At 67.3% G+C, this 20,055-nt stretch carries 17 protein-coding genes; 12 read left to right on the top strand and 5 right to left on the bottom strand.

The features are described 5' to 3' along the window. The first annotated feature begins 141 nt into the window (after positions 1-141). The 6 genes from V3W46_RS01465 (at position 142) to V3W46_RS01440 (ending at position 8,286) form a co-directional block, all read left to right on the top strand. Positions 142-1,116, top strand: coding sequence for a carbohydrate ABC transporter permease (locus tag V3W46_RS01465; RefSeq protein WP_331781308.1), 975 nt, complete (start codon positions 142-144; stop codon positions 1,114-1,116). Then, positions 1,116-2,042, top strand: coding sequence for a carbohydrate ABC transporter permease (locus V3W46_RS01460; RefSeq protein WP_331781307.1), 927 nt, complete (start codon positions 1,116-1,118; stop codon positions 2,040-2,042). The genes V3W46_RS01465 and V3W46_RS01460 overlap by 1 nt, the downstream gene beginning before the upstream one ends. Before the next feature lie 146 nt (positions 2,043-2,188). Next, entirely contained in the window at positions 2,189-4,549 is a 2,361-nt protein-coding gene (gene yicI / locus V3W46_RS01455) for an alpha-xylosidase (RefSeq protein ID WP_331781306.1), read from the top strand. Then, positions 4,546-6,087 carry a glycoside hydrolase family 1 protein gene (locus V3W46_RS01450; RefSeq protein ID WP_331781305.1) on the top strand — a complete coding sequence of 514 codons (1,542 nt, stop codon included), beginning with the start codon at positions 4,546-4,548 and terminating at the stop codon, positions 6,085-6,087. Before yicI ends, V3W46_RS01450 begins: the two co-directional genes overlap by 4 nt. 92 nt (positions 6,088-6,179) lie before the next feature. Next, positions 6,180-6,857, top strand: a complete 678-nt coding sequence (locus V3W46_RS01445) for a hypothetical protein (protein WP_331781304.1) — start codon at positions 6,180-6,182, stop codon at positions 6,855-6,857. 55 nt (positions 6,858-6,912) lie between these two features. Then, on the top strand, positions 6,913-8,286 hold the full coding sequence (locus tag V3W46_RS01440) for a glucose-6-phosphate dehydrogenase (RefSeq protein ID WP_331781303.1): 1,374 nt from the start codon (positions 6,913-6,915) through the stop codon (positions 8,284-8,286). Positions 8,287-8,380: 94 nt separating this feature from the next. Here V3W46_RS01440 and V3W46_RS01435 read toward each other — a convergent pair whose 3' ends face one another. The 3 genes from V3W46_RS01435 to V3W46_RS01425 form a co-directional block, all read right to left on the bottom strand. Continuing rightward, entirely contained in the window at positions 8,381-8,821 is a 441-nt protein-coding gene (locus tag V3W46_RS01435; RefSeq protein WP_331781302.1) for a hypothetical protein, read from the bottom strand. A 144-nt stretch (positions 8,822-8,965) separates the two neighbouring features. After that, positions 8,966-9,160 carry a hypothetical protein gene (locus V3W46_RS01430; protein ID WP_331781301.1) on the bottom strand — a complete coding sequence of 65 codons (195 nt, stop codon included), beginning with the start codon at positions 9,158-9,160 and terminating at the stop codon, positions 8,966-8,968. A gap of 73 nt (positions 9,161-9,233) precedes the next feature. After that, the gene (locus tag V3W46_RS01425; RefSeq protein WP_331781300.1) at positions 9,234-10,115 is read right to left on the bottom strand and encodes a sugar phosphate isomerase/epimerase family protein; all 882 of its coding nucleotides are present in this window, start codon (positions 10,113-10,115) and stop codon (positions 9,234-9,236) included. A 51-nt stretch (positions 10,116-10,166) separates the two neighbouring features. On the opposite strand from V3W46_RS01425, the gene otsA reads away from it, so the two are divergent. Together otsA and otsB are read left to right on the top strand one after the other, a co-directional pair. Next, positions 10,167-11,837, top strand: a complete 1,671-nt coding sequence (otsA, locus tag V3W46_RS01420; protein ID WP_331781299.1) for an alpha,alpha-trehalose-phosphate synthase (UDP-forming) — start codon at positions 10,167-10,169, stop codon at positions 11,835-11,837. Continuing rightward, on the top strand, positions 11,834-12,640 hold the full coding sequence (gene otsB, locus V3W46_RS01415) for a trehalose-phosphatase (RefSeq protein WP_331781298.1): 807 nt from the start codon (positions 11,834-11,836) through the stop codon (positions 12,638-12,640). Before otsA ends, otsB begins: the two co-directional genes overlap by 4 nt. A 121-nt stretch (positions 12,641-12,761) precedes the next feature. Here otsB and V3W46_RS01410 read toward each other — a convergent pair whose 3' ends face one another. Then, positions 12,762-13,829 carry a GGDEF domain-containing protein gene (locus V3W46_RS01410; protein WP_331781297.1) on the bottom strand — a complete coding sequence of 356 codons (1,068 nt, stop codon included), beginning with the start codon at positions 13,827-13,829 and terminating at the stop codon, positions 12,762-12,764. A gap of 88 nt (positions 13,830-13,917) precedes the next feature. Here V3W46_RS01410 and ilvD point away from each other — a divergent pair, with 88 nt between their 5' ends. The 4 genes from ilvD (at position 13,918) to ilvC (ending at position 19,226) form a co-directional block, all read left to right on the top strand. Further along, on the top strand, positions 13,918-15,612 hold the full coding sequence (gene ilvD / locus V3W46_RS01405) for a dihydroxy-acid dehydratase (RefSeq protein WP_331781296.1): 1,695 nt from the start codon (positions 13,918-13,920) through the stop codon (positions 15,610-15,612). A 102-nt stretch (positions 15,613-15,714) separates the two neighbouring features. Then, positions 15,715-17,562 carry an acetolactate synthase large subunit gene (locus tag V3W46_RS01400; protein ID WP_331781295.1) on the top strand — a complete coding sequence of 616 codons (1,848 nt, stop codon included), beginning with the start codon at positions 15,715-15,717 and terminating at the stop codon, positions 17,560-17,562. 3 nt (positions 17,563-17,565) lie between these two features. After that, complete coding sequence (gene ilvN / locus V3W46_RS01395) at positions 17,566-18,075, top strand: acetolactate synthase small subunit (RefSeq protein ID WP_331781294.1); 510 nt, start codon at positions 17,566-17,568, stop codon at positions 18,073-18,075. 125 nt (positions 18,076-18,200) lie between these two features. After that, entirely contained in the window at positions 18,201-19,226 is a 1,026-nt protein-coding gene (gene ilvC / locus V3W46_RS01390; protein ID WP_331781293.1) for a ketol-acid reductoisomerase, read from the top strand. A 224-nt stretch (positions 19,227-19,450) separates the two neighbouring features. Here ilvC and V3W46_RS01385 read toward each other — a convergent pair whose 3' ends face one another. Next, positions 19,451-19,828: a hypothetical protein gene (locus V3W46_RS01385; protein WP_331781292.1), complete on the bottom strand. Its 378-nt coding sequence runs from the start codon at positions 19,826-19,828 to the stop codon at positions 19,451-19,453. Between the last annotated feature and the right edge of the window lie 227 nt (positions 19,829-20,055).

Genomic DNA, 20,055 nt, shown 5'->3' with positions numbered 1-20,055 from the left:
AACCACCGCGGCTGCGCCGCTGCTCAACCGCCGCGGCTGCGCCGGTTGAGTAGCCGCGCGCAGCGGGGCGTATCGAAACCCAACCCCCCACCCCCACCCACCCCCCGACCATCCATCCGTTCTCGACAGGAAGGTAGAGCCATGGCGACACTGACCGCCGGCAAACCGCCACGCGTGAAGAAACCGCGCTACGAAGAAGAGTCGTTGCTGCCCAACAGCGGCAAGGGCAAGGCGGGGTTCTGGCTCTACCTGATTCCCGGGTTCATTCTGCTGACGGCCATCGTGATCGTGCCGCTCGTGTGGAACGTCTACCTCAGCTTCACCTCGTACCGCGGCATTAAGCCGCCCAAGTGGATCGGCCTCGACAACTGGGTCGAGCTGATGGGCGACGCCAAGTTCTGGACCAGCTTCGGCAACAGCATCGCGATGATCGTCGCCATGGTGATTCTGCCCACGCTCATCGGCCTGGTGCTTGCCGCGATGCTCTTCGACCTCATCGGCAAGAAGTTCGGCGGACGGCTGGCCAGCTTTCTGCGGGCCACCTACTACCTGCCGCAGATTCTGCCGGTGGCCATCGCCGCGGTGGTGATCGGCTGGATTCTGCGGCCCGACAACGGCGCGCTCAACGACATGCTCACGAACGTGGGTCTTGGCGGCCTCGCCCACAACTGGCTGGGCAGCCCCGACACGGCCCTGCTCAGCATCATGGCGGTGATGGTGTGGGTGCAGATCGGCTACCCCGTGGTCATCTTCATGGCTGCGCTGCAGCGGGTCGATCCCGAACTCTACGAGGCAGCAGAGCTCGACGGTGCCAACTGGTTCCAGCGGTTCCGCTCGATCACCGTCACGATCATCCGGCCCGAGATCTTCGTGGTCACCCTGACGAGCACCATCGCGGCGCTGAAGGTGTTCGGGCCGATCTACACGCTGACCCGCGGCGGCCCCGGTACCGCGACCATCGTGCCGAGTTACTACTCGTACAGCGAATTCTTCCAGAGCCAGCAGGTGGGGTACGGGGCGACGATCGCCACCGCCCTCACGATCGTCATCATCGTCGTGGCTGTGTTCTTCATCAAGGCCCAGAACCGGGCAGAGCGAGCGGAGAGTGGGCGCTGATGGCAACCATCACCAATGACCGCCGGTACAGCGGACGCGGCCCGGCCGCCCCCGTCGACGCCGGAGCGAACGTGGTCAAGTTCGTGCCGCGCAAGCAGAAGCGCCGCCGCAAGGCGAGCGACTGGCTGCTGCTGGCGGGCGCCATCGTCGTCGGCATTCTGATCGCGGTGCCGTTCTACCTGATCATCATCAACTCATTCAAGTCGCCGGCTGACTACGCCTCGGGCGGCCCGCTGCAGTGGCCGACCACGCTCAACTTCGACGGCATCGTGAACTTCTGGAACCGGGTGAACTTTCCGCAGAAGCTGTGGAACTCGTTCTTCATCTCGGCCCTCGTCGCCATCTTCGCGGTGGTCATCTCGGTGCTGAACGCCTACGCCATCGGTATCGGGCGCGTTCGCGGCCGCACCTGGATCGTGGTGCTCTTTCTGCTGGCCAACGTGCTGCCGCAGGAGGCCCTGCTCTACCCGCTCTACTTCATGTTCAAGCAGGTGGGACTGTACGACAACGTGTGGAGTGTGATCATCATCTTCACGGTCATCCAGAGCGCATTCGGCACCTACCTGCTGTCGAGCGTGTACGGCACCTTCCCGAAGGAGGTGCTCGAGGCGGCCTCGCTCGACGGTGCCAGCCGATGGACCATCCTGTGGCGGGTGATCGTGCCGATCAGCCGGCCCACCCTCGCGGTCATCCTGATCTTCTTCTTCATCTGGACCTGGAACGAATTCCTGATTCCGCTGACCTTCCTGGTCAGCAACGCGAACCAGACCGTGCCCGTCGCGATCGCCGTGCTGCAGGGCGACCGGCTGATGGATGTCACGACCACGAGTGCCTCGGCACTGCTCGGTCTGATTCCGACCCTGGTCTTCTTCCTCATCTTCCAGCGCACCCTGACCCGCGGCATCACGGCCGGGGCCGTGAAGTAGGCCCACGCTGGTTGAGTAGCCGCGAAGCGGCGTATCGAAACCCCGCTGGTTGAGTAGCCGCGAAGCGGCGTATCGAAACCCCGCCGGTTGAGTAGCCGCGAACGGCGTATCGAAACCCTCCCGTTTTTTCCATCCAAAGGATCTCCATGAAGTTCACCGACGGTTTCTGGCAGATGCGGCCAGGCGTCACCGCCCTGTACGCCCAAGAGGCCTACGACCTCGACCAGCACGAGAACAGCCTCGTGGTCTCGGCGCCGACCAAGGTCATCCAGAGCCGGGGCGACACGCTCAACCGGCCGATGCTGACCGTCACCCTGAGTTCGCCGCTGCCCGACATCGTGGGCGTCAGGGTCGAGCACTTCCAGGGCGGCCTGCCCCAGTTCGGGTTCGACCTCGTGGGTGCCGAATCGGGTCACGGCGATGTGCAGGTTCAGGATGACCGCGCCACCCTCACCTCGGGTTCGCTCACCGCGACCGTGACCAAGGAAGCGCCGTTCTCGCTCGAATTCACGGGCGGCGGCCGGGTGCTCACCACGAGCGGAGCCAAGTCGCTCGCCACCATGCAGCTCGCCCCCGGCGCCCAGGTCTCGAGTGGAGTCGTGGGCAACGCGCGGGCGGAGCTGGCCGGCCACGCGGGCGGTGCATACGGGCCCGGCTCGCCCGGGCATCCGCACACCTATACGCTCGCCCAGCTCTCACTCGGCGTCGGCGAACTCGTCTACGGGCTCGGCGAACGCTTCGGCCCGGTCGTCAAGAACGGCCAGGTGGTCGACATCTGGAACGCCGACGGCGGCACATCGAGCGAGCAGGCGTACAAGAATGTTCCGTTCTACCTGACGAACCGCGGCTACGGCGTGCTGGTGAACCACCCCGGGCACGTGTCGTACGAGATCGGCTCGGAGGCCGTCGAGCGCGTGCAGTTCTCGGTGCCGGGCGAGACGCTCGAGTACTTCCTGATCTACGGCGCCACGCCCAAAGAGATTCTCGAACGCTACACCGCGCTCACCGGCCGCCCCGCACACGTGCCCGCCTGGTCGTACGGGCTCTGGCTGACCACCTCGTTCACCACCAGCTACGACGAAGAGACCGTCACCGGGTTCATCGACGCGATGGCCGAACGCGACCTGCCGCTCAGCGTCTTTCACTTCGACTGCTTCTGGATGCGCGAGTTCAACTGGAGCGACTTCGAGTGGGACAAGCGGGTCTTCCCCGACCCCGAGGCCATGCTGGCGCGGCTGCACGACAAGAACCTGCACGTCTGCGTGTGGATCAATCCGTACATCGCCCAGCGCTCGCAGCTCTTCGCCGAGGGCCGCGAGCTCGGCTACCTCGTGAAGCGCCCCGACGGCAGCGTGTGGCAGTGGGATCTCTGGCAGGCCGGCATGGCGCTCGTCGACTTCACCAACCCCGACGCCACGGCCTGGTACAAGTCGAAGCTGCGCGTGCTGCTCGACCAGGGTGTCGACGCGTTCAAGACCGACTTCGGCGAGCGCATCCCGACCGACGTCGACTACTTCGACGGCTCCTCGCCCGAGCGTATGCACAACTACTACACGCACCTCTACAACCAGGCCGTGTTCGAGGTGCTCGAAGAGGCGCGCGGCACCGGTGACGCGGTGCTCTTCGCGCGCTCGGCGACCGCCGGTGGCCAGCAGCTGCCGGTGCACTGGGGCGGAGACTCGACGTCGACCTATGACTCGATGGCCGAGACTCTGCGCGGCGGGCTCTCGCTCGCGTTCAGCGGCTTCGGCTTCTGGAGCCACGACATCGGCGGTTTCGAGGGCACGCCCGACGCGGGCGTCTTCAAACGCTGGACGGCCTTCGGCCTGCTCTCGTCGCACAGCCGCTTCCACGGGTCGGACTCGTACCGGGTGCCGTGGGTGTTCGACGACGAGGCCGTCGACGTCACCCGCGTGTTCACGAAGCTGAAGCTCTCGCTCATGCCGTACCTCTACGGCGCGGGCCTCGACGCCTCGGCGACGGGTGTGCCCGTGCTGCGGCCCGTGCAGCTCGAGTTTCCGGATGACCGGGCCGCCGCCCATCTCGACGCGCAGTACCTGCTGGGTTCCGATCTACTGGTCGCGCCCGTGTTCGACGCCGACGGTTGCGTGTCGTTCTACCTGCCCGCAGGCGTCTGGACCAACTATTTCACCGGCGAGACGGTCACGGGCGGAGGGTGGCGCACCGAGCAGCACGGCTTCCTCACGCTGCCCCTCTACGTGCGCCAGGGCGCGGTTCTGCCGGTCGGAGCGCGGTCAGACCGGCCCGACTACGACTACCTCGACGGGCTCACGCTGGCGATCTACCCGGGTGCGGCATCCGGTGCCGAGGCGACTCGAACGGTGACGGTCACGAACCCCGACGGTCGTTCTGCACAGTTCACCGTCGAGCGTGGTTCTGCACAGATCAGGGTGACCTCCTCGGTTCCCGACGGCTGGAGCATTAGGGTCGTAGAGCAAGACGAGACAATCTCGGCATCAAACGGAGAGGCAGTTTTCGCACTGTGACTGACAGCACCACGACCACCGCAGCCACTGAGGGCGCACCCGACTACCGCGACGGCGGCCTCGTCTTCCCGGCCGACTTCACCTTCGGCTCGGCCACCGCGTCGTACCAGATCGAGGGGGCAGTGCACGAAGACGGCCGCGGCCCGTCTATCTGGGACACGTTCAGTCACACCCCCGGCCGGGTGTTCAACGGTGACACGGGTGATGTGGCCGACGACCACTACCACCGCCTCGACGAAGACCTCGACATCATGAAGGCGCTGAACCTGCACGCCTACCGGTTCTCGATCGCGTGGCCACGCATCCAGCCCACCGGGCGGGGGCCCGCGAACCAGGCCGGGCTCGACTTCTACTCCCGCCTCATCGACGGCCTGATCGCACGCGGCATCAGGCCCGTCGCCACGCTGTACCACTGGGACCTGCCGCAGGCGCTCGAAGACGAGGGGGGCTGGGCGGCACGCTCGACCGCCGAGGCGTTCGGCGAGTACGCGCGCATCGTGGGGGAGGCGTTCGGCGACCGCATCCACACTTGGACCACACTGAACGAGCCATGGTGCTCGGCCTACCTCGGCTACGGCTCGGGCGCCCACGCCCCCGGGCTCACCGACCCGCTGAAGGCGCTGCGGGCCGTGCACCACCTGAACCTCGCCCACGGGCTCGCCATCGAGGCGCTGCGCGGGGTCGTGACCAACGACCCGCAGTACTCGGTGACGCTCAACCTGCACGTCATCAGGGGCGAGGGCGACGACTCGGCCGATGCCGTTCGGCAGATCGATGCGCTCGGCAACCGGGCGTTCACCGGGCCGATGCTGAGGGGCGCCTACCCGGCAGACCTGCTCGCCGACACGGCCTCGATCACCGACTGGGGGTTCGTGCTCGAGGGCGACCTCGAGATCATCCACCAACCCCTCGACGTGCTCGGGGTCAACTACTACTCGACCAACCTGGTTCGGGTGTGGGATGGGGTGAGCCCGAAGCAGAACGCCGACGGTCACAAAGACGTCGGCGGCTCGCCGTGGCCCGGCGCCGACCGCGTCGAGTTCCTCCAGCAGCCCGGCCCGTACACCGAGATGGGCTGGAACATCGAGCCCGCGGGCCTCGAAGACCTGCTGCTGTCGCTGCGCGACGAGTTTCCGAACCAGCCGCTGATGATCACCGAGAACGGCGCCGCCTTCGACGACTCGGTTCACCTCGAGCTCGCCGCGACCGACGCTGCGGCCGGGGTCGTCGCTGTGCACGATGCTGCGCCCGGGGTCGTCGCCGTGCACGACGCTGCGTCCGAGGTCGTCGCCGTGCACGACGCCGATCGCGTCGACTACCTGCGCCGCCACATCACGGCCGCCCACCGGGCGCTCGAGCAGGGCGTCGACCTGCGCGGCTACTTCGTGTGGTCGCTGATGGACAACTTCGAGTGGGGCTACGGCTACTCCAAGCGCTTCGGCATCGTGCGAGTGGACTACGACACCCTCGTGCGCGTGCCGAAAGACAGTGCGCACTGGTACGCAGAGCTGGCCTCGTCGAACCGGCTGCCCGACTGACGTGCGATCACACGAATCACACGAATCGACAGGAAATAACATTCGTAACTCTTTTTGGGTCAAATACGACGCATCTCCCGTAAAATCGCGGCGTGGCGTTTCTGAATGATCTGGCGCGACGCGGACGACGCGTCGTGCGGGCGGTTCCTCGCAGTGTTCCGCTGGTGGCGGCCTTCGTCGTGGCCGCCGGCGGCACCGCCGCGCTCTGCGGCGTCGCACTCGAACGCACGGCCCCGCACGAAACGTCGGCGCCTGCGGCGATCGGGTATCTGTACACCCCGACCCCCACGCCGACGCCGACACCCACAGCGGCTCCGGTGATTCCCATCACCCCGGTGGTCGCGCCGACCCCGACCCCGTCTCCCAGCGAAGCCACCGGTTCCACCGACACGGCTGACTCGGGTGATTCCGGCGGGTCCTACGACTCCGGCGACTCGTCGGATTCGGGTTCGTCGGATTCGGGTTCGTCGGATTCGGGTTCGTCTGGCGCCAGTGGTTCCGGCAGTTCCGACTCGGGTTCGTCAGACGCGGGCACGGGCGGCGACGCTCCGGCTCCCGTCGACCCCGCCCCGCCGGCAACCGACCCCGCCCCGCCCGCCACCGACCCGGCCCCGCCTGCGACCGACCCCGTTCCGCCGGTCACCGACCCGAGTCCGCCGGTGACCTTCCCGACTCCTCCCGAGGCCAACCCCGGCGACCCCGACCCTGCCCCCTCTGACGATCCGGCACCGTCGACGGCCGAGGCCGCACCGCCGCAGCCTTCATCCTGAGCGTCGTTCCGCGGTGTTCACCTGACTCACCCCCGAGGTGTTCTAGGGTGAGCACATGAGTCAAACGATCGGCACCCTCGTCATTCTCGGCGCGAGTGGAGACCTCTCCGCGCGCCTGCTTCTGCCCGGACTGGCGCAGCTGCTCACCTCTGAGCCGGAGCGCACACTGACGCTCATCGGCGCCGGCAGCGAAGCGTGGGACGACGCGAGGTGGCACGAGGTCATCACCTCCTCGTTCGCCGAGGTGAACGCGTCGGGCGACACCGTCGCGGCTATCCTGAAGGGCTCGCACTACTATCAGGCCGACGTGACCAAGCCCGCCGACCTGCAGAAGATCCTCGACGCCGCCGACGGCGTACCGGCGATCTACTTCGCCCTGCCACCGGCCGTCGCGGCCGCGGCCTGTGCCGCCCTGCAAGACGTCACGCGCCCCGACGGCCTGACGCTGGCCCTCGAGAAACCGTTCGGCACCGACGAGCAGAGCGCAATCGACCTCAATGCCCTACTGCTGAAGCTCGTGCCCGAAGAGCAGATTCACCGCGTCGACCACTTTCTCGGCCGTTCCACAGTGCTCAACCTGCTCGGCCTGCGCTTCGCCAACCGCATCTTCGAGCCGGTGTGGAACGCCGAGCACATCGAGAAGATTGAGATCATCTACGACGAGCAGCTCGCCCTCGAGGGTCGCGCTCGCTACTACGACACCGCGGGGGCGCTGGTCGACATGATCCAGAGCCACCTGCTGCAGGTCATGGCCGTCGTGGCGATGGAGCCGCCGTCGACGCTGCGCTCGCACGACCTCCGCGACGCGAAGCAGCTGGTGCTGCGGGCCACCCGGGTGTGGCAGGGCGACCCCATCGCCGGCAGCCGCCGGGCTCGGTACACGGCCGGCGAGGTGCAGGGGCGGCAGTTGCCGTCGTACGTCGACGAGCCCGGGGTCGACCCGAAGCGCGAGACCGAGACGCTCGCCGAGGTGACGTTCGAGGTCAACACCTGGCGCTGGGCGGGCATCCCGTTCACCCTGCGTTCGGGCAAGGCCCTCGCTGAGCGGCGGCGCGAGATCGTCATCACGTTCCGCCCGGCCCGGCAGCTGCCGGTGGGTCTCAAGGGCCACAACGACCCCACCGTGCTGCGCGTCTTCCTGGCTCCTGACGAGATGTCGCTCGAGATCAACATCAACGGCCCGGGCGACCCCTACGAGCTCGAGCGCATCAGCCTCGACGCCCACTTCGGCGACGGGCAGCTGCTGGCGTACCGGGAAGTGCTGGCGGGCATCCTCGACGGCGACTCGTCGCTGTCGGTGCGCGGCGACTCGGCAGTGGAGGGGTGGCGCATCGTCGCACCGATCGTCAAGGCGTGGCACGACGACGAGGTGCCGATCGACAACTACCGCGCCGGCAGCGAGGGCCCGACCCTCTGGCCGCGTATCTGAGAGCGCACCCGCCCGCGTCTGTGAGCCTCTACCGGTGAGCTTGCGTCTGCGTGCCCGCGCCCCCGGCCCAGCGAGCGCGTCTACTGGCTCGCGCTCAGTTCGCGACGCTGAGCTTCGATTCGGCCGCGCGTTCGAGTTCGGCGTCGGCCAGCTCGGCCACAGCCGCGGTCGCGGCGTCGAGACGCACCGGCTGCTCGGCCGCGAGGGGCGCCACCGGGCGCAGCTCTGTCACGGCGTCGGCGAGCTGCTGGGGCACCGGCACGGCGTCGACCGGCGCGAGCGAGACGACCGGTACCGAACTCTGCACGACGACGGCTTTGTGCTCGATGAGGTTCGTCACGATGTTGTGCGCCACCGACGAGGCGAGGATGGTGTGGAAGATGTCGTCGTTGTCGCTGGCGGCCCGCCGGGTGATGGCGTACGAGCCGAGCGGCCCGAAGTTGCTCAACAGCGTCTGGTTCACCAGGTCGTAGAGCGCCTCTGCGCTCATGACCTTCTCACGCTCTGCTTTGGCCTTGCGCCGCCAACCCATCATGCCCTGCACCTCTTCACGAGTGTCACGTACGTACAGTGTGAGGCAGCACCTCCGTCGAGGTGCGCCCGCCACGCCGTCAGCGGTGCGGCGAAGAGTGGAGTTGCGGGGCCGGTAGCCCGTCGACGGGCCCTGGGGCGGGGTCGATCAGGAGTCTTCGAGCTCCCGAGCGTCACGGTCATCCTGCAGCACGCTGCCCACAGCGAGGGCGATCGACAGCCCCCAGCTCAGCCACATGAGAAGCAGCCGCCAGTCACGGGGGCCCTTTCGGGTGGTCTGGATGACCGCGAACCCGCTCGCGACGGCACCGATGATGCTCGAGTTGAAGATGAATTTGCGCATGAGGCCACTTTCTCTAATGACACAACGTTAGGGCACCCGGCAGCGCGTGAAAAAGGGCTGCCGTGATCGGCGGTTATGAGGCAGACTGTGCCGCTCGTTTCTGCGCCTTGCCCGCCTTCTTGTCGGCCTTCTTCTGCTTGCGTTTCTTCAGCGGCTCGGCGGTCTTCTCCCACGCCGTCATGCGGCCGAAGGCCAGCGTCTCGGTCAGCAGCGCCAGCCGTTCGTCTTCGGTCTTCGCCTTGCGGGTGTTCACTTCGGCAACGACGCTGCCCGACCAGTTCGTCGACGCGAGGTAGTCGAGAACCTCGTGCACCGGCTGGCCGCCGTAGCCGGGCAGCAGGTGTTCGTCGAACACCCGGCCCTCATCGAGCGATCCCGACCCGTCGCAGAGGTGGATGTGCCGCAGCCGCGCACCGAGCGCCTGCGCCATCTCGAGCGAGTCGCGGCCCGACAGCGCAGCGTGCGAGAAGTCGAGCGTGACCGCGTCGCAGTCCATGGGCAACGGATCCCAGCCGGGGGAGTAGGCCTTCAGACTCGTGCCCTTCACCTTCCAGGGAAACATGTTCTCGACCGCGATCTCGACCCCGTGGTTCTCGCTGGTCTCGCGCACGATGCGCAGAAAGTTCTCGGCGTACTCCGACTGCCAGCGAAAGGGTGGATGCACCACCACCGCCGTGGCACCGACGGCCTGCGCGAGCTCGGCCGACTTCTCCAGCTTCACCTGCGGGTCTCTGCCCCACACGAAGTGCGTGAGCAGCAGAACGGGCGCATGGATCGACAGGATCGGTATCTCGTACTTCGCCGAGAGCGCCAGCAGTGTCTCGGCCGTCTGGGTCACCTCGTCGCGGGTGACCATCACCTCGACACCGTCGTACCCGGCGAGCTTCGCGTAGCGAAAACCTTCCTCGACCCCCAGCGGATAGACGCACGACGTACTCATCCCTACGCGTATCATCTTCGTGAGCCTAGTGCGGTTGGCTGAACACCGCGTAGACAGCGCATGACCATGACGACGAACGACGAAGGGCGCATCATCTCTGCCTCATCCACGCCAGACGAAACGGGCGGAGACTACGATCTGGTCGTGGTGTCGAACCGGCTGCCGGTCGACAAAGTGGTGGCGGCAGACGGCTCGGAGTCGTGGCGCGGGTCGCCCGGCGGTCTGGTGACCGCACTCGAACCGGTGATGCGTGAGAGCGACGGGGCATGGGTCGGCTGGGCGGGCGTCGCGGGCGACCACTCCGAACCGTTCGAGCACGACGGCATCTCGATCGTGCCCGTGCCGCTCAGCGCCGAAGACGTCGAGCTCTACTACGAGGGCTTCTCGAACGACACTCTCTGGCCGCTGTACCACGACGTGATCGCCCCACCCACGTACCATCGCGACTGGTGGGACTCCTATGTCGAGGTGAACCAGCGCTTCGCCGACGCCGCAGCCGAGGTCGCCGCGTCCGGCGCCACCGTGTGGGTACAGGACTACCAACTGCAACTCGTGCCGAAGATGCTGCGCGAGATACGACCCGACCTCGTGATCGGGTTCTTCAACCATATTCCGTTTCCGGCATACGGCCTCTTCTCGCAGCTGCCTTGGCGCACCCAGATCATCGAGGGCCTGCTCGGTGCCGATGTGATCGGCTTCCAGCGGGTCGCGGATGCCGGCAACTTCAGCCGCGCCGTGCGCCGCCTGCTCGGCTACACCACGAAGGGCACCTCGATCGAAGTGCCCATCGAAGACGAGGCCGAGGTGCAGGGCAACCCGCTGCGCGCCAAGCTGTCGCGCCGAGGACACCAGGTTCGCACCGTGACCGCCCGCGCCTTCCCCATCTCGATCGACGCCGCCAGCTTCGAGGAACTCGCGCACCGACCCGAGATCCAGGCCCGCGCGCGTGAGATCAGGCACGAGCTGGGCGACCCCGAGATCGTGATGCTCGGCGTCGACCGGCTCGACTACACGAAGGGCATCGGCCACCGGCTGAAGGCCTACGGCGAGCTGCTCGCCGACGGCAAGATCAGCGTCGCCGACGCCAGCCTGGTGCAGGTGGCGAGCCCGAGCCGTGAGCGGGTGCAGACCTATATGAGCCTGCGTGACGAGATCGAGCTCACCGTCGGCCGCATCAACGGCGACTTCAGCACCATCAGCCACACCGCGATCAGCTACCTGCACCAGGGCCGGCCACGCGAGGAGATGGTCGCCCTCTACCTCGCCGCCGACGTGATGCTGGTGACCGCGCTGCGCGACGGCATGAACCTCGTCGCCAAGGAGTACGTCGCCACCCGCTTCGACAACGACGGAGTGCTCGTGCTGAGCGAGTTCGCCGGCGCGGCCGACGAGCTGAAGACCGCGCTGCTGGTCAACCCGCACGACATCGAGGGTCTCAAAGAGGCCATCATGCGGGCCATCCAGATGCCGCGGCACGAGCGCTCGCGCCGCATGCGCTCGCTGCGCAAGCGGGTCAAAGACTACGATGTCGCCCGATGGTCGAAGTCGTTCCTCGATGCCCTCGCCGACCAGACGATGGCCCAGAGTGCGTCAGACGCAGCCGACGCTGCGGCCCAGACCGACGAGGCCGTCGACCGTGCCGCCGAGAACGATTCGCGCGCGGTCGACACGGCTGAGAACGACGAACGCGCGGCTGCGGCCGCGCAACACGCGGAAGGTGGCGACGAGCAGCAGTGAGCGACACGCTTGCCCCCGGCACGGGCATCCATGAGTCAGACGACAGCGCGGCCCTGGTTGACAAGCTCACGCTGTTGAGCCGCGAGAGCAGGCTGCTCGTTGCGCTCGACTTCGACGGCACGCTGGCACCCGAAGTGGATGATCCGCTGCGCGCCCGCGCCCTGCCCGAGGCTCGCGCCGCCATCTTTCGCCTGCTCGCCCTGCCGAACACGCGCGTCGCGCTCATCTCGGGGCGCGCCATGAGCAGCCTCGAGCAGGTGGCGAACATGCCCGACGAGGTTCTGCTGGTGGGGTCGCACGGGGTGGAGTTCCGTCTCGACAGCCCCGACACCACTCTCGACCTCGACACGGTCGAACTCGAGCAGGTCGAAGCCCTCAGCGAGGTGCTCGAAGATGTCGCCGCCGGGCTCGACCAGGTGTGGGTCGAGACGAAACCGGCCGGTTTCGCGCTGCACACCCGGCTGGCCACCGACAAAGACAGCCGCGTGGCGCACATGCAGGCGCTCAGCGAGACGCAGGCCGAGATCGCCGGTCTGACGGTGCGCGAAGGCAAGAACGTGATCGAGTTCTCGGTGCGCAGCGCCACGAAGGGCGAGGCCCTGCTGCACCTGAAGGAGTACACGAAGGCGACGGCGGTGTTCTACGCGGGCGACGACGTCACCGACGAAGACGCTTTCGCGGTGTTGCGCCCGCGCGACTTCGGCCTGAAGAGCGGGCCCGGCAAGACGATCGCCGAGTTTCGGGTGGCCGACCCGCGCGAGGTCGCCGGAGTGCTGTCGCTGCTGGCCACGTTGCGCCGCTGACGGCCTCCCGCACGGGTGGGCCACGCGCTGACCGCCTCGCGCAGGGGTGCGCGCTACCCGCTCACCGCGCCCACACCCGCTGGCCGCGCCCACACCCGCTGACCGCCGCGCGCGGCGCCGCTCATCCGGCGATCTGCACCGCGTTCCGCCCGGCCGACTTGGCCTCGTAGAGGGCGCGATCTGCTTCCAGCACGAGGGTGTCGAGCGGCGAGAACTGCGGCGCAGCGGCCCCCTCGGTGGAGGCGGCACCGCCGGCAGCCGCCCGCCCCGCCGGCCCCGTGCCCCGCCGCTGCAGGGCGCCGCCGATGCTCACCGTGGTGGGCGGCTGCACCGCGAGCTCGGCGACGGCGGCCCGCACCCGTTCCGCCACGGCCGAGAGTTCGTCGCGGCCCTGGACGATGGTGAAGACAGAGAACTCGTCACCCCCGACCCGCACGCAGAGGTCGCTGTTGCGGGTGGCCTTGATCAGGGCATCCGCTATCACCTTGAGTACGTCGTCGCCGACGAGGTGCCCGTAGGTGTCGTTCACCATCTTGAAATGGTCGAGGTCGAGGGCGAGGCAGCCGAGGTGCTGGTTGGTGCGTTCGGCCAGCGCGCTCATCATGGGAACGTTGAGCTCCATGCTGCGGCGGTTCGCGAGCCCCGTCAGGGCATCGGCGAGCGACAGCGCGACGGCCTCGTCGCGGGCGGCCTGCAGCGACTGCCGAAGCACCAGCACGACCAGGATCGTGATGGTCATCAGCGCCACGAAGATGATGCCGGCGACGAGCGGAATCGACGACCGCAGCACGATCATCAGCACTCCGAGCACCGTGCAGGCGACGCTGAACGCGACGATCATGCGCTGGTGGAGGAAGGCCGACGCGGCGACCGCGATGCCGAGAAAGACGAAGGCAGAGAGGGTGCCGATGGCGGCAGGCTGGATGGTCAGGCCGATAAGCGTGGTCAGGGCCATCGTCGACGTGATCACCCCGATCGTGAACCGGCCCGTGGCGAGGCGGGTGTACCGGGCGATCACCCACACCGCGACGCCCGCGGCGACGCCCAGCAGCACCACGAACTGCACCCAGTCGGGGGTGAAGTCTGCGCTCAGCGCGAGTACCAGCAGAAAGGCCGCGCCGGGCAGAGAGACGAGTTGCAACGAGAGCGAACGCAGCTGCCTGGGCGTGCGATGCGCGAATGGTCTCATCAAATGCCGACTTCCCCTCGCGTGTGATGATACCGGAGAGCCGCGGGCAGGTCGCTAGCGCACCCTCCGGTCGTTCTAGACTCGTAACATGCCCGAAATAGACATGAAGCCGCGCTCGCGCGTCGTCACCGACGGAATCGAAGCCACCACGTCGCGCGGAATGCTGCGCGCGGTCGGCATGGGCGACGCCGACTGGGACAAGCCGCAGATCGGCATTGCGAGCTCATGGAACGAGATCACTCCCTGCAACCTCTCTCTCGATCGCCTCGCGCAGGCCTCGAAGGAGGGCGTGCACTCGGGTGGCGGCTACCCGCTGCAGTTCGGCACCATCTCGGTCTCTGACGGCATCTCGATGGGCCACGAGGGCATGCACTTCTCGCTCGTCTCGCGCGAGGTCATCGCCGACAGCGTTGAGACGGTCATGCAGGCCGAGCGCCTCGACGGCTCTGTGCTGCTCGCCGGCTGCGACAAGTCGCTGCCCGGCATGCTCATGGCGGCTGCGCGCCTCGACCTCGCCAGCGTATTCCTCTACGCAGGGTCGATCGCGCCGGGCTGGGTGAAGCTCAGCGACGGCACAGAGAAAGACATCACCATCATCGACTCGTTCGAGGCCGTCGGCGGCGTCAAGGCCGGCACCATGAGCGAGGCCGACGCGAAGCGCATCGAGTGCGCCTTCGCGCCCGGCGAGGGCGCGTGCGGCGGCATGTACACGGCCAACACCATGGCTTCGGTCGCCGAAGCGCTCGGAATGAGCCTGCCCGGCAGTGCATCCCCCGCCAGCGCCGACCGCCGCCGCGACTACTACGCGCACCGCTCGGGCGAGGCCGTGGTGAACATGCTGCGCCTCGGCATCACCACCCGCGACATTCTGACGAAAGACGCGTTCGAGAATGCGATCGCCGTCGCCATGGCACTGGGAGGTTCGACCAACGTCATCCTGCACCTCCTCGCCATCGCTTACGAGGCCGAGGTCGACCTCACCATCGACGACTTCAACCGCATCGGCGACCAGATTCCGCACCTCGCCGACATGAAGCCGTTCGGTCGGTACGTCATGAACGACCTCGACCGCCACGGCGGCCTGCCGGTGCTCATGAAGGCGCTGCTGGATGCCGGCCTGCTGCACGGCGACGCGCTCACCGTCACGGGCAAGACCCTGGCCGAGAACCTCGCCGCGCTCGACATCCCGGCGCTCGACGGCAAGGTACTGCGCACCATGGACAACCCCATCCACCCCACGGGCGGCCTCACGGTGCTCAAGGGCTCCTTGGCCCCCGAGGGCGGCGTCGTCAAGACGGCGGGCTTCGACGCCAGCGTGTTCGAGGGCCCCGCGAAGGTGTTCGAGCGCGAGCGCGCGGCAATGGATGCCCTGACCAACGGTGAGATCGAGCACGGCGACGTGGTGGTCATCCGCTACGAAGGCCCGAAGGGCGGCCCCGGCATGCGCGAGATGCTCGCCATCACGGCGGCCATCAAGGGCGCTGGGCTCGGCAAGGATGTACTACTATTGACCGACGGACGATTCTCAGGCGGCACAACCGGCCTGTGCATCGGCCACATAGCACCCGAAGCAGTCGACGCAGGTCCGATTGCCTTCGTGCGCGATGGTGATCTAATACGGGTCGATATCGCAGCTCGCTCGCTTGACCTACTTGTCGAACCAGCAGAGCTTGCAGCCCGCCGTGAAGGCTGGGCTCCGCTTCCTCCGCGCTATACCCGTGGCGTTCTGGCCAAATACTCCAAGCTCGTGCATTCAGCCGCTGAAGGCGCGATCACCGGGTAGCGGCCGCACCAGGTTGCCGTCGATGCGACCCTCTCGTTCCGCCCCATCGTTCGAGACGAATCACGGCAACACCTCGCTCGCGATTTTTTAGGATCCCTCTCTATGTCCACGGAATCACTTCCCGTGCCGTCGAACACCCGCACGCCCGCGCGGCCTGCGGCCTCGCCGCCACAGCCCGAACTGCTGAACGGTTCGGCGGCCATCCTCCGCTCGCTCGAACACCTCGGTGTGAAAGACGTCTTCGGCCTGCCCGGCGGCGCCATCATGCCCTTCTACGACGAGCTGATGAGCCAGTCGGCCATCCGCCACATACTGGTACGCCATGAACAGGGTGCCGGCCACGCCGCCGAGGGGTACGCCTCCTCGACCGGCAAGGTCGGTGTCGCCATCGCGACCTCCGGCCCCGGCGCGACGAACCTGGTCACCGCCATCGCCGACGCCTACATGGACTCGGTGCCGCTGCTCGCCATCACCGGCCAGGTGTTCTCGCACCTGATGGGCACCGACGCCTTCCAGGAGGTCGACATCTCGGGCATCACGATGCCCATCACCAAGCACTCCTTTCTCGTCACGCGCCCCGAAGACGTGCCGGCCACGATCGCCGCGGCGTACCACATCGCCTCCACCGGCCGCCCGGGCCCCGTGCTCGTCGACGTGACGAAGGATGCCCAGCAGAACTTCGCGCCGTTCATCTGGCCGCCGAAGGTCGACCTGCCGGGCTACCGCCCGGTGATCAAGGCGCACGGCAAGCAGATCCAGGCCGCAGCGGCCCTGCTCGCCGAGGCCAAGCGCCCGGTGTTCTACGTCGGCGGCGGCGTCATCCGCGCCGAGGCGTCTGCCGAGCTGCTGAAGCTCGTCGAACTCACCGGTGCGCCGGTGGTCACCACCCTGATGGCACGCGGCGCTTTTCCTGACTCGCACGAGCAGAACCTCGGCATGCCCGGCATGCACGGCACCGTTCCGGCCGTTCTGGCGCTGCAGGAGAGCGACCTGCTCATCTCGCTGGGCGCCCGGTTCGACGACCGCGTCACCGGCAAGGTCAGCGAGTTCGCGCCCGACGCGAAGATCGTGCACGTCGACATCGACCCGGCCGAGATCTCGAAGATCAGGGTGGCCGACGTTCCGATCGTGGGTGACGCCAGAGACGTCATCATCGACCTGACCGCCGCCTTCCGCGACATCATCGCGGCCGGTGCCGCGGCAGCCGCCGACGGTGTCGGCACGGTGCCCGACATCTCCGACTGGTGGGATCGCCTGCGCGAGCTGAAGACCCAGTACCCCCTCGGCTACGACGAGCCCGACGACGGCCTTCTCTCACCGCAGTACGTCATCGAGCGCATCGGCCAGATCACCGGCCCAGAGGGCATCTTCGCGGCAGGCGTGGGCCAGCACCAGATGTGGGCCGCCCAGTTCATCAAGTATGAGCGTCCCAACGCCTGGCTGAACTCCGGTGGCGCCGGCACGATGGGTTACGGCGTGCCTGCGGCCATGGGCGCCAAGGTCGCCAACCCCGACCGCACGGTGTGGGCGATCGACGGCGACGGCTGCTTCCAGATGACCAACCAGGAGCTCGCGACCTGCACGATCAACAAGATCCCGATCAAGGTCGCCATCATCAACAACTCATCGCTCGGCATGGTGCGGCAGTGGCAGACATTGTTCTACGACGGCCGGCACAGCTTCACCGACCTGAACACGGGCGACGGCACCGTCATGATTCCCGACTTCGTCAAAATGGCCGACGCATACGGTGCGCTGGGCATCCGGGTCACGAAGAAGGAAGACGTCGACGCCGCCATCAAACTCGCGATCGAGACGAATGACCGCCCGGTGGTCATCGACTTCATCGTGAGCCCGCACTCGATGGTGTGGCCGATGGTGCCGCAGGGCGTCGGCAACTCAGAGGTTCAGTATGCGCGCGAACACGCGCCCGAGTGGGAACAGGAGTAGACCATGAGCCACCACGTTCTCTCCCTGCTCGTCGAAGACAAACCGGGCCTCCTGACCCGCGTGGCGGGGCTGTTCGCTCGTCGCGGGTTCAACATCGAGTCGCTGGCCGTCGGTGCGAGCGAGATCGACGGTCTCTCGCGCATCACCGTCGTGGTCGACGTCGACGAGCTGCCGCTCGAACAGGTCACCAAGCAGCTGAACAAGCTGATCAACGTGATCAAGATCGTCGAACTCGACCAGACCCAGTCGGTGCAGCGCGAACACCTGCTCGTGAAGGTGAAGGTCGACAACTCGACGCGGTCGCACGTGCTCGAGGCGGTGAACCTGTTCCGCGCCCGTGTCGTCGATGTGTCGACCGACGCGCTCGTCATCGAGGTGACGGGCGACACCGGCAAGACCAACGCATTCCTGCGCGTGGTGGAGCCGTACGGCATCAAAGAGATCGCCCAGTCGGGGCTGCTCGCCATCGGGCGCGGCAGCAAGTCGATCACCGAGCGCGTGTACAAGAACTGACCACTCGCTGGTTGAGTAGGCTCGCGCAGCGAGACGTATCGAAACCAGCATCCGCACAGACCTGTTTCGATACGCGTGGCTCCGCCCCGCTACTCAACCAGCCAACACAAGGAGAAAGAAACATCGTGACTGAAATCTTCTACGACGCAGACGCCGATCTGTCGCTCATCCAGTCGAAAAAGGTGGCCGTCGTCGGCTACGGCTCGCAGGGCCACGCCCACGCGCTGAACCTGCGCGACTCGGGCGTCGAGGTCAAGGTCGCCCTCAAGGAGGGCTCGAAGTCGATCGTCAAGGCCGAAGAAGCCGGCTTCGAGGTCGTCTCGGTGGCCGACGCCACCGCGTGGGCCGACGTCATCGTCATCCTCGCGCCCGACCAGCACCAGCGCGGCATCTACGCCGCAGACATTGCTCCGAACCTCAAGCCGGGCTCGACGCTCGTCTTCGGGCACGGCTTCAACATCCGTTTCGGTTACATCCAGGCGCCCGAGGGCACCGACGTGGTTCTCGTCGCTCCGAAGGGCCCGGGTCACACGGTGCGCCGCGAGTTCGAGGCCGGCCGTGGCGTTCCCGTGATCGTGGCAGTCGAAGAGGATGCCTCGGGTCAGGCCTGGGCGCTCGCTTGGTCGTACGCCCGCGCCATCGGCGGCCTGCGTGCCGGCGGTATCAAGACCACCTTCACCGAAGAGACCGAGACCGACCTGTTCGGCGAGCAGGCCGTGCTCTGCGGCGGAACCTCGCAGCTGGTCATGTACGGCTTCGAGACGCTGGTCGAGGCCGGCTACCAGCCGCAGATCGCCTACTTCGAGGTGTTGCACGAGCTGAAGCTCATCGTCGACCTCATGTGGGAGGGCGGCATCGCCAAGCAGCGCTGGAGCGTCAGCGACACCGCCGAATACGGCGACTACGTGTCGGGCCCGCGCGTCATCGACCCGAGCGTCAAAGAGAACATGAAGGCCGTGCTGGCAGACATCCAGTCGGGTGCGTTCGCCACTCGTTTCATCAACGACCAGGATGCTGGAGCCCCCGAGTTCCTCGCTCTGCGCGAAAAGGGTGCCGCGCACCCCATCGAGGAGACCGGCCGCGAGCTGCGCGCCCTCTTCGCCTGGAAGCAGACCGACGCCGACTACACGGAAGGCAGCGCTGCGCGCTGACTTCCGTGCAGTCGGCGCAGCCGACGCTGTGCCTACGGCGTGCGCCGGCCCCTGGCCGGCGCACGCCGAGGGCAGCGCTGCGCGCTGACCCGCCCCTCCTTCCATCACACGGTGGATCACGAAAATCGCCCTGAGACTCCGGTCTTGGGGCGATTTTTGTGATCCGTGTGCGGGAGGGAGGGGAGGGGCGGCAGGGAGGGGCGGCAGGGAGGGTGAGCGAAGGGTCAGGGGTAGTGGGTGACGGTGGCGAGGATGCCGAGGCGGGTGAGCTCCGAGCCCACCGCCTGGTCGAGCTCGGTGAAGACGTCGGCCGACCGCGAGACGCCGATGACGCCGCCCATGGCGCCCGCGCCGCTGGTGCGGTTGAGCCGGGCCACGAGCTGGCCCTCCCACTCGAAGAACTGCATTGAGTACTCGAGGCGCTGATTGCTGCGCCCGGCGAAGGCTCCCAGCCACACGGTGGCGCCGACCGAGCCGCGGGTGACGCTCCAGCCGCCGGTGGGGGCCGTCGCCAGCTCGAAACCCTGCGAGCGCAGCGCGGCGGCCAGCGCGGCGCGGGCCGCATCGTGGTCGCCCGTGATGAAGTAGTCGACCGCCGTCATGCGCCCATCGTACCGACGTGCCGCCTATGGTCGCACGACGGCGGCCACAGCGGTGCACGGTACCCTGAAGGCATGAGACGCACCGCCGACGACGATGCCCTGAGCTGGGGTGATGAGAACGACCCCCACTACGTCGCGCCCGAGCTCGCCGACGACGTCGACGACGACGATCGCGACGACGACGATCTCGACGACGACGATCTCGACGACGACGATCTCGACGACGA

It is taken from the genome of Subtercola sp. YIM 133946 (assembly GCF_036553535.1).
Lineage (GTDB): Bacteria > Actinomycetota > Actinomycetes > Actinomycetales > Microbacteriaceae > Subtercola.
Note: the sequence above shows the minus strand (reverse complement) of the source record. Positions and strands in the feature narration are given on the sequence as shown.

Bases quoted from the DNA above. Each gene is read 5' to 3' on its own strand.
- V3W46_RS01465 (WP_331781308.1), top strand. From the start codon at position 142: ATGGCGACACTGACCGCCGGCAAACCGCCACGCGTGAAGAAACCGCGC.
- V3W46_RS01460 (WP_331781307.1), top strand. From the start codon at position 1,116: ATGGCAACCATCACCAATGACCGCCGGTACAGCGGACGCGGCCCGGCC.
- yicI (WP_331781306.1), top strand. From the start codon at position 2,189: ATGAAGTTCACCGACGGTTTCTGGCAGATGCGGCCAGGCGTCACCGCC.
- V3W46_RS01440 (WP_331781303.1), top strand. From the start codon at position 6,913: ATGAGTCAAACGATCGGCACCCTCGTCATTCTCGGCGCGAGTGGAGAC.
- V3W46_RS01435 (WP_331781302.1), bottom strand. From the start codon at position 8,821: ATGATGGGTTGGCGGCGCAAGGCCAAAGCAGAGCGTGAGAAGGTCATG.
- V3W46_RS01430 (WP_331781301.1), bottom strand. From the start codon at position 9,160: ATGCGCAAATTCATCTTCAACTCGAGCATCATCGGTGCCGTCGCGAGC.
- V3W46_RS01425 (WP_331781300.1), bottom strand. From the start codon at position 10,115: ATGATACGCGTAGGGATGAGTACGTCGTGCGTCTATCCGCTGGGGGTC.
- otsA (WP_331781299.1), top strand. From the start codon at position 10,167: ATGACGACGAACGACGAAGGGCGCATCATCTCTGCCTCATCCACGCCA.
- V3W46_RS01410 (WP_331781297.1), bottom strand. From the start codon at position 13,829: ATGAGACCATTCGCGCATCGCACGCCCAGGCAGCTGCGTTCGCTCTCG.
- ilvD (WP_331781296.1), top strand. From the start codon at position 13,918: ATGCCCGAAATAGACATGAAGCCGCGCTCGCGCGTCGTCACCGACGGA.
- V3W46_RS01400 (WP_331781295.1), top strand. From the start codon at position 15,715: ATGTCCACGGAATCACTTCCCGTGCCGTCGAACACCCGCACGCCCGCG.
- ilvN (WP_331781294.1), top strand. From the start codon at position 17,566: ATGAGCCACCACGTTCTCTCCCTGCTCGTCGAAGACAAACCGGGCCTC.
- V3W46_RS01385 (WP_331781292.1), bottom strand. From the start codon at position 19,828: ATGACGGCGGTCGACTACTTCATCACGGGCGACCACGATGCGGCCCGC.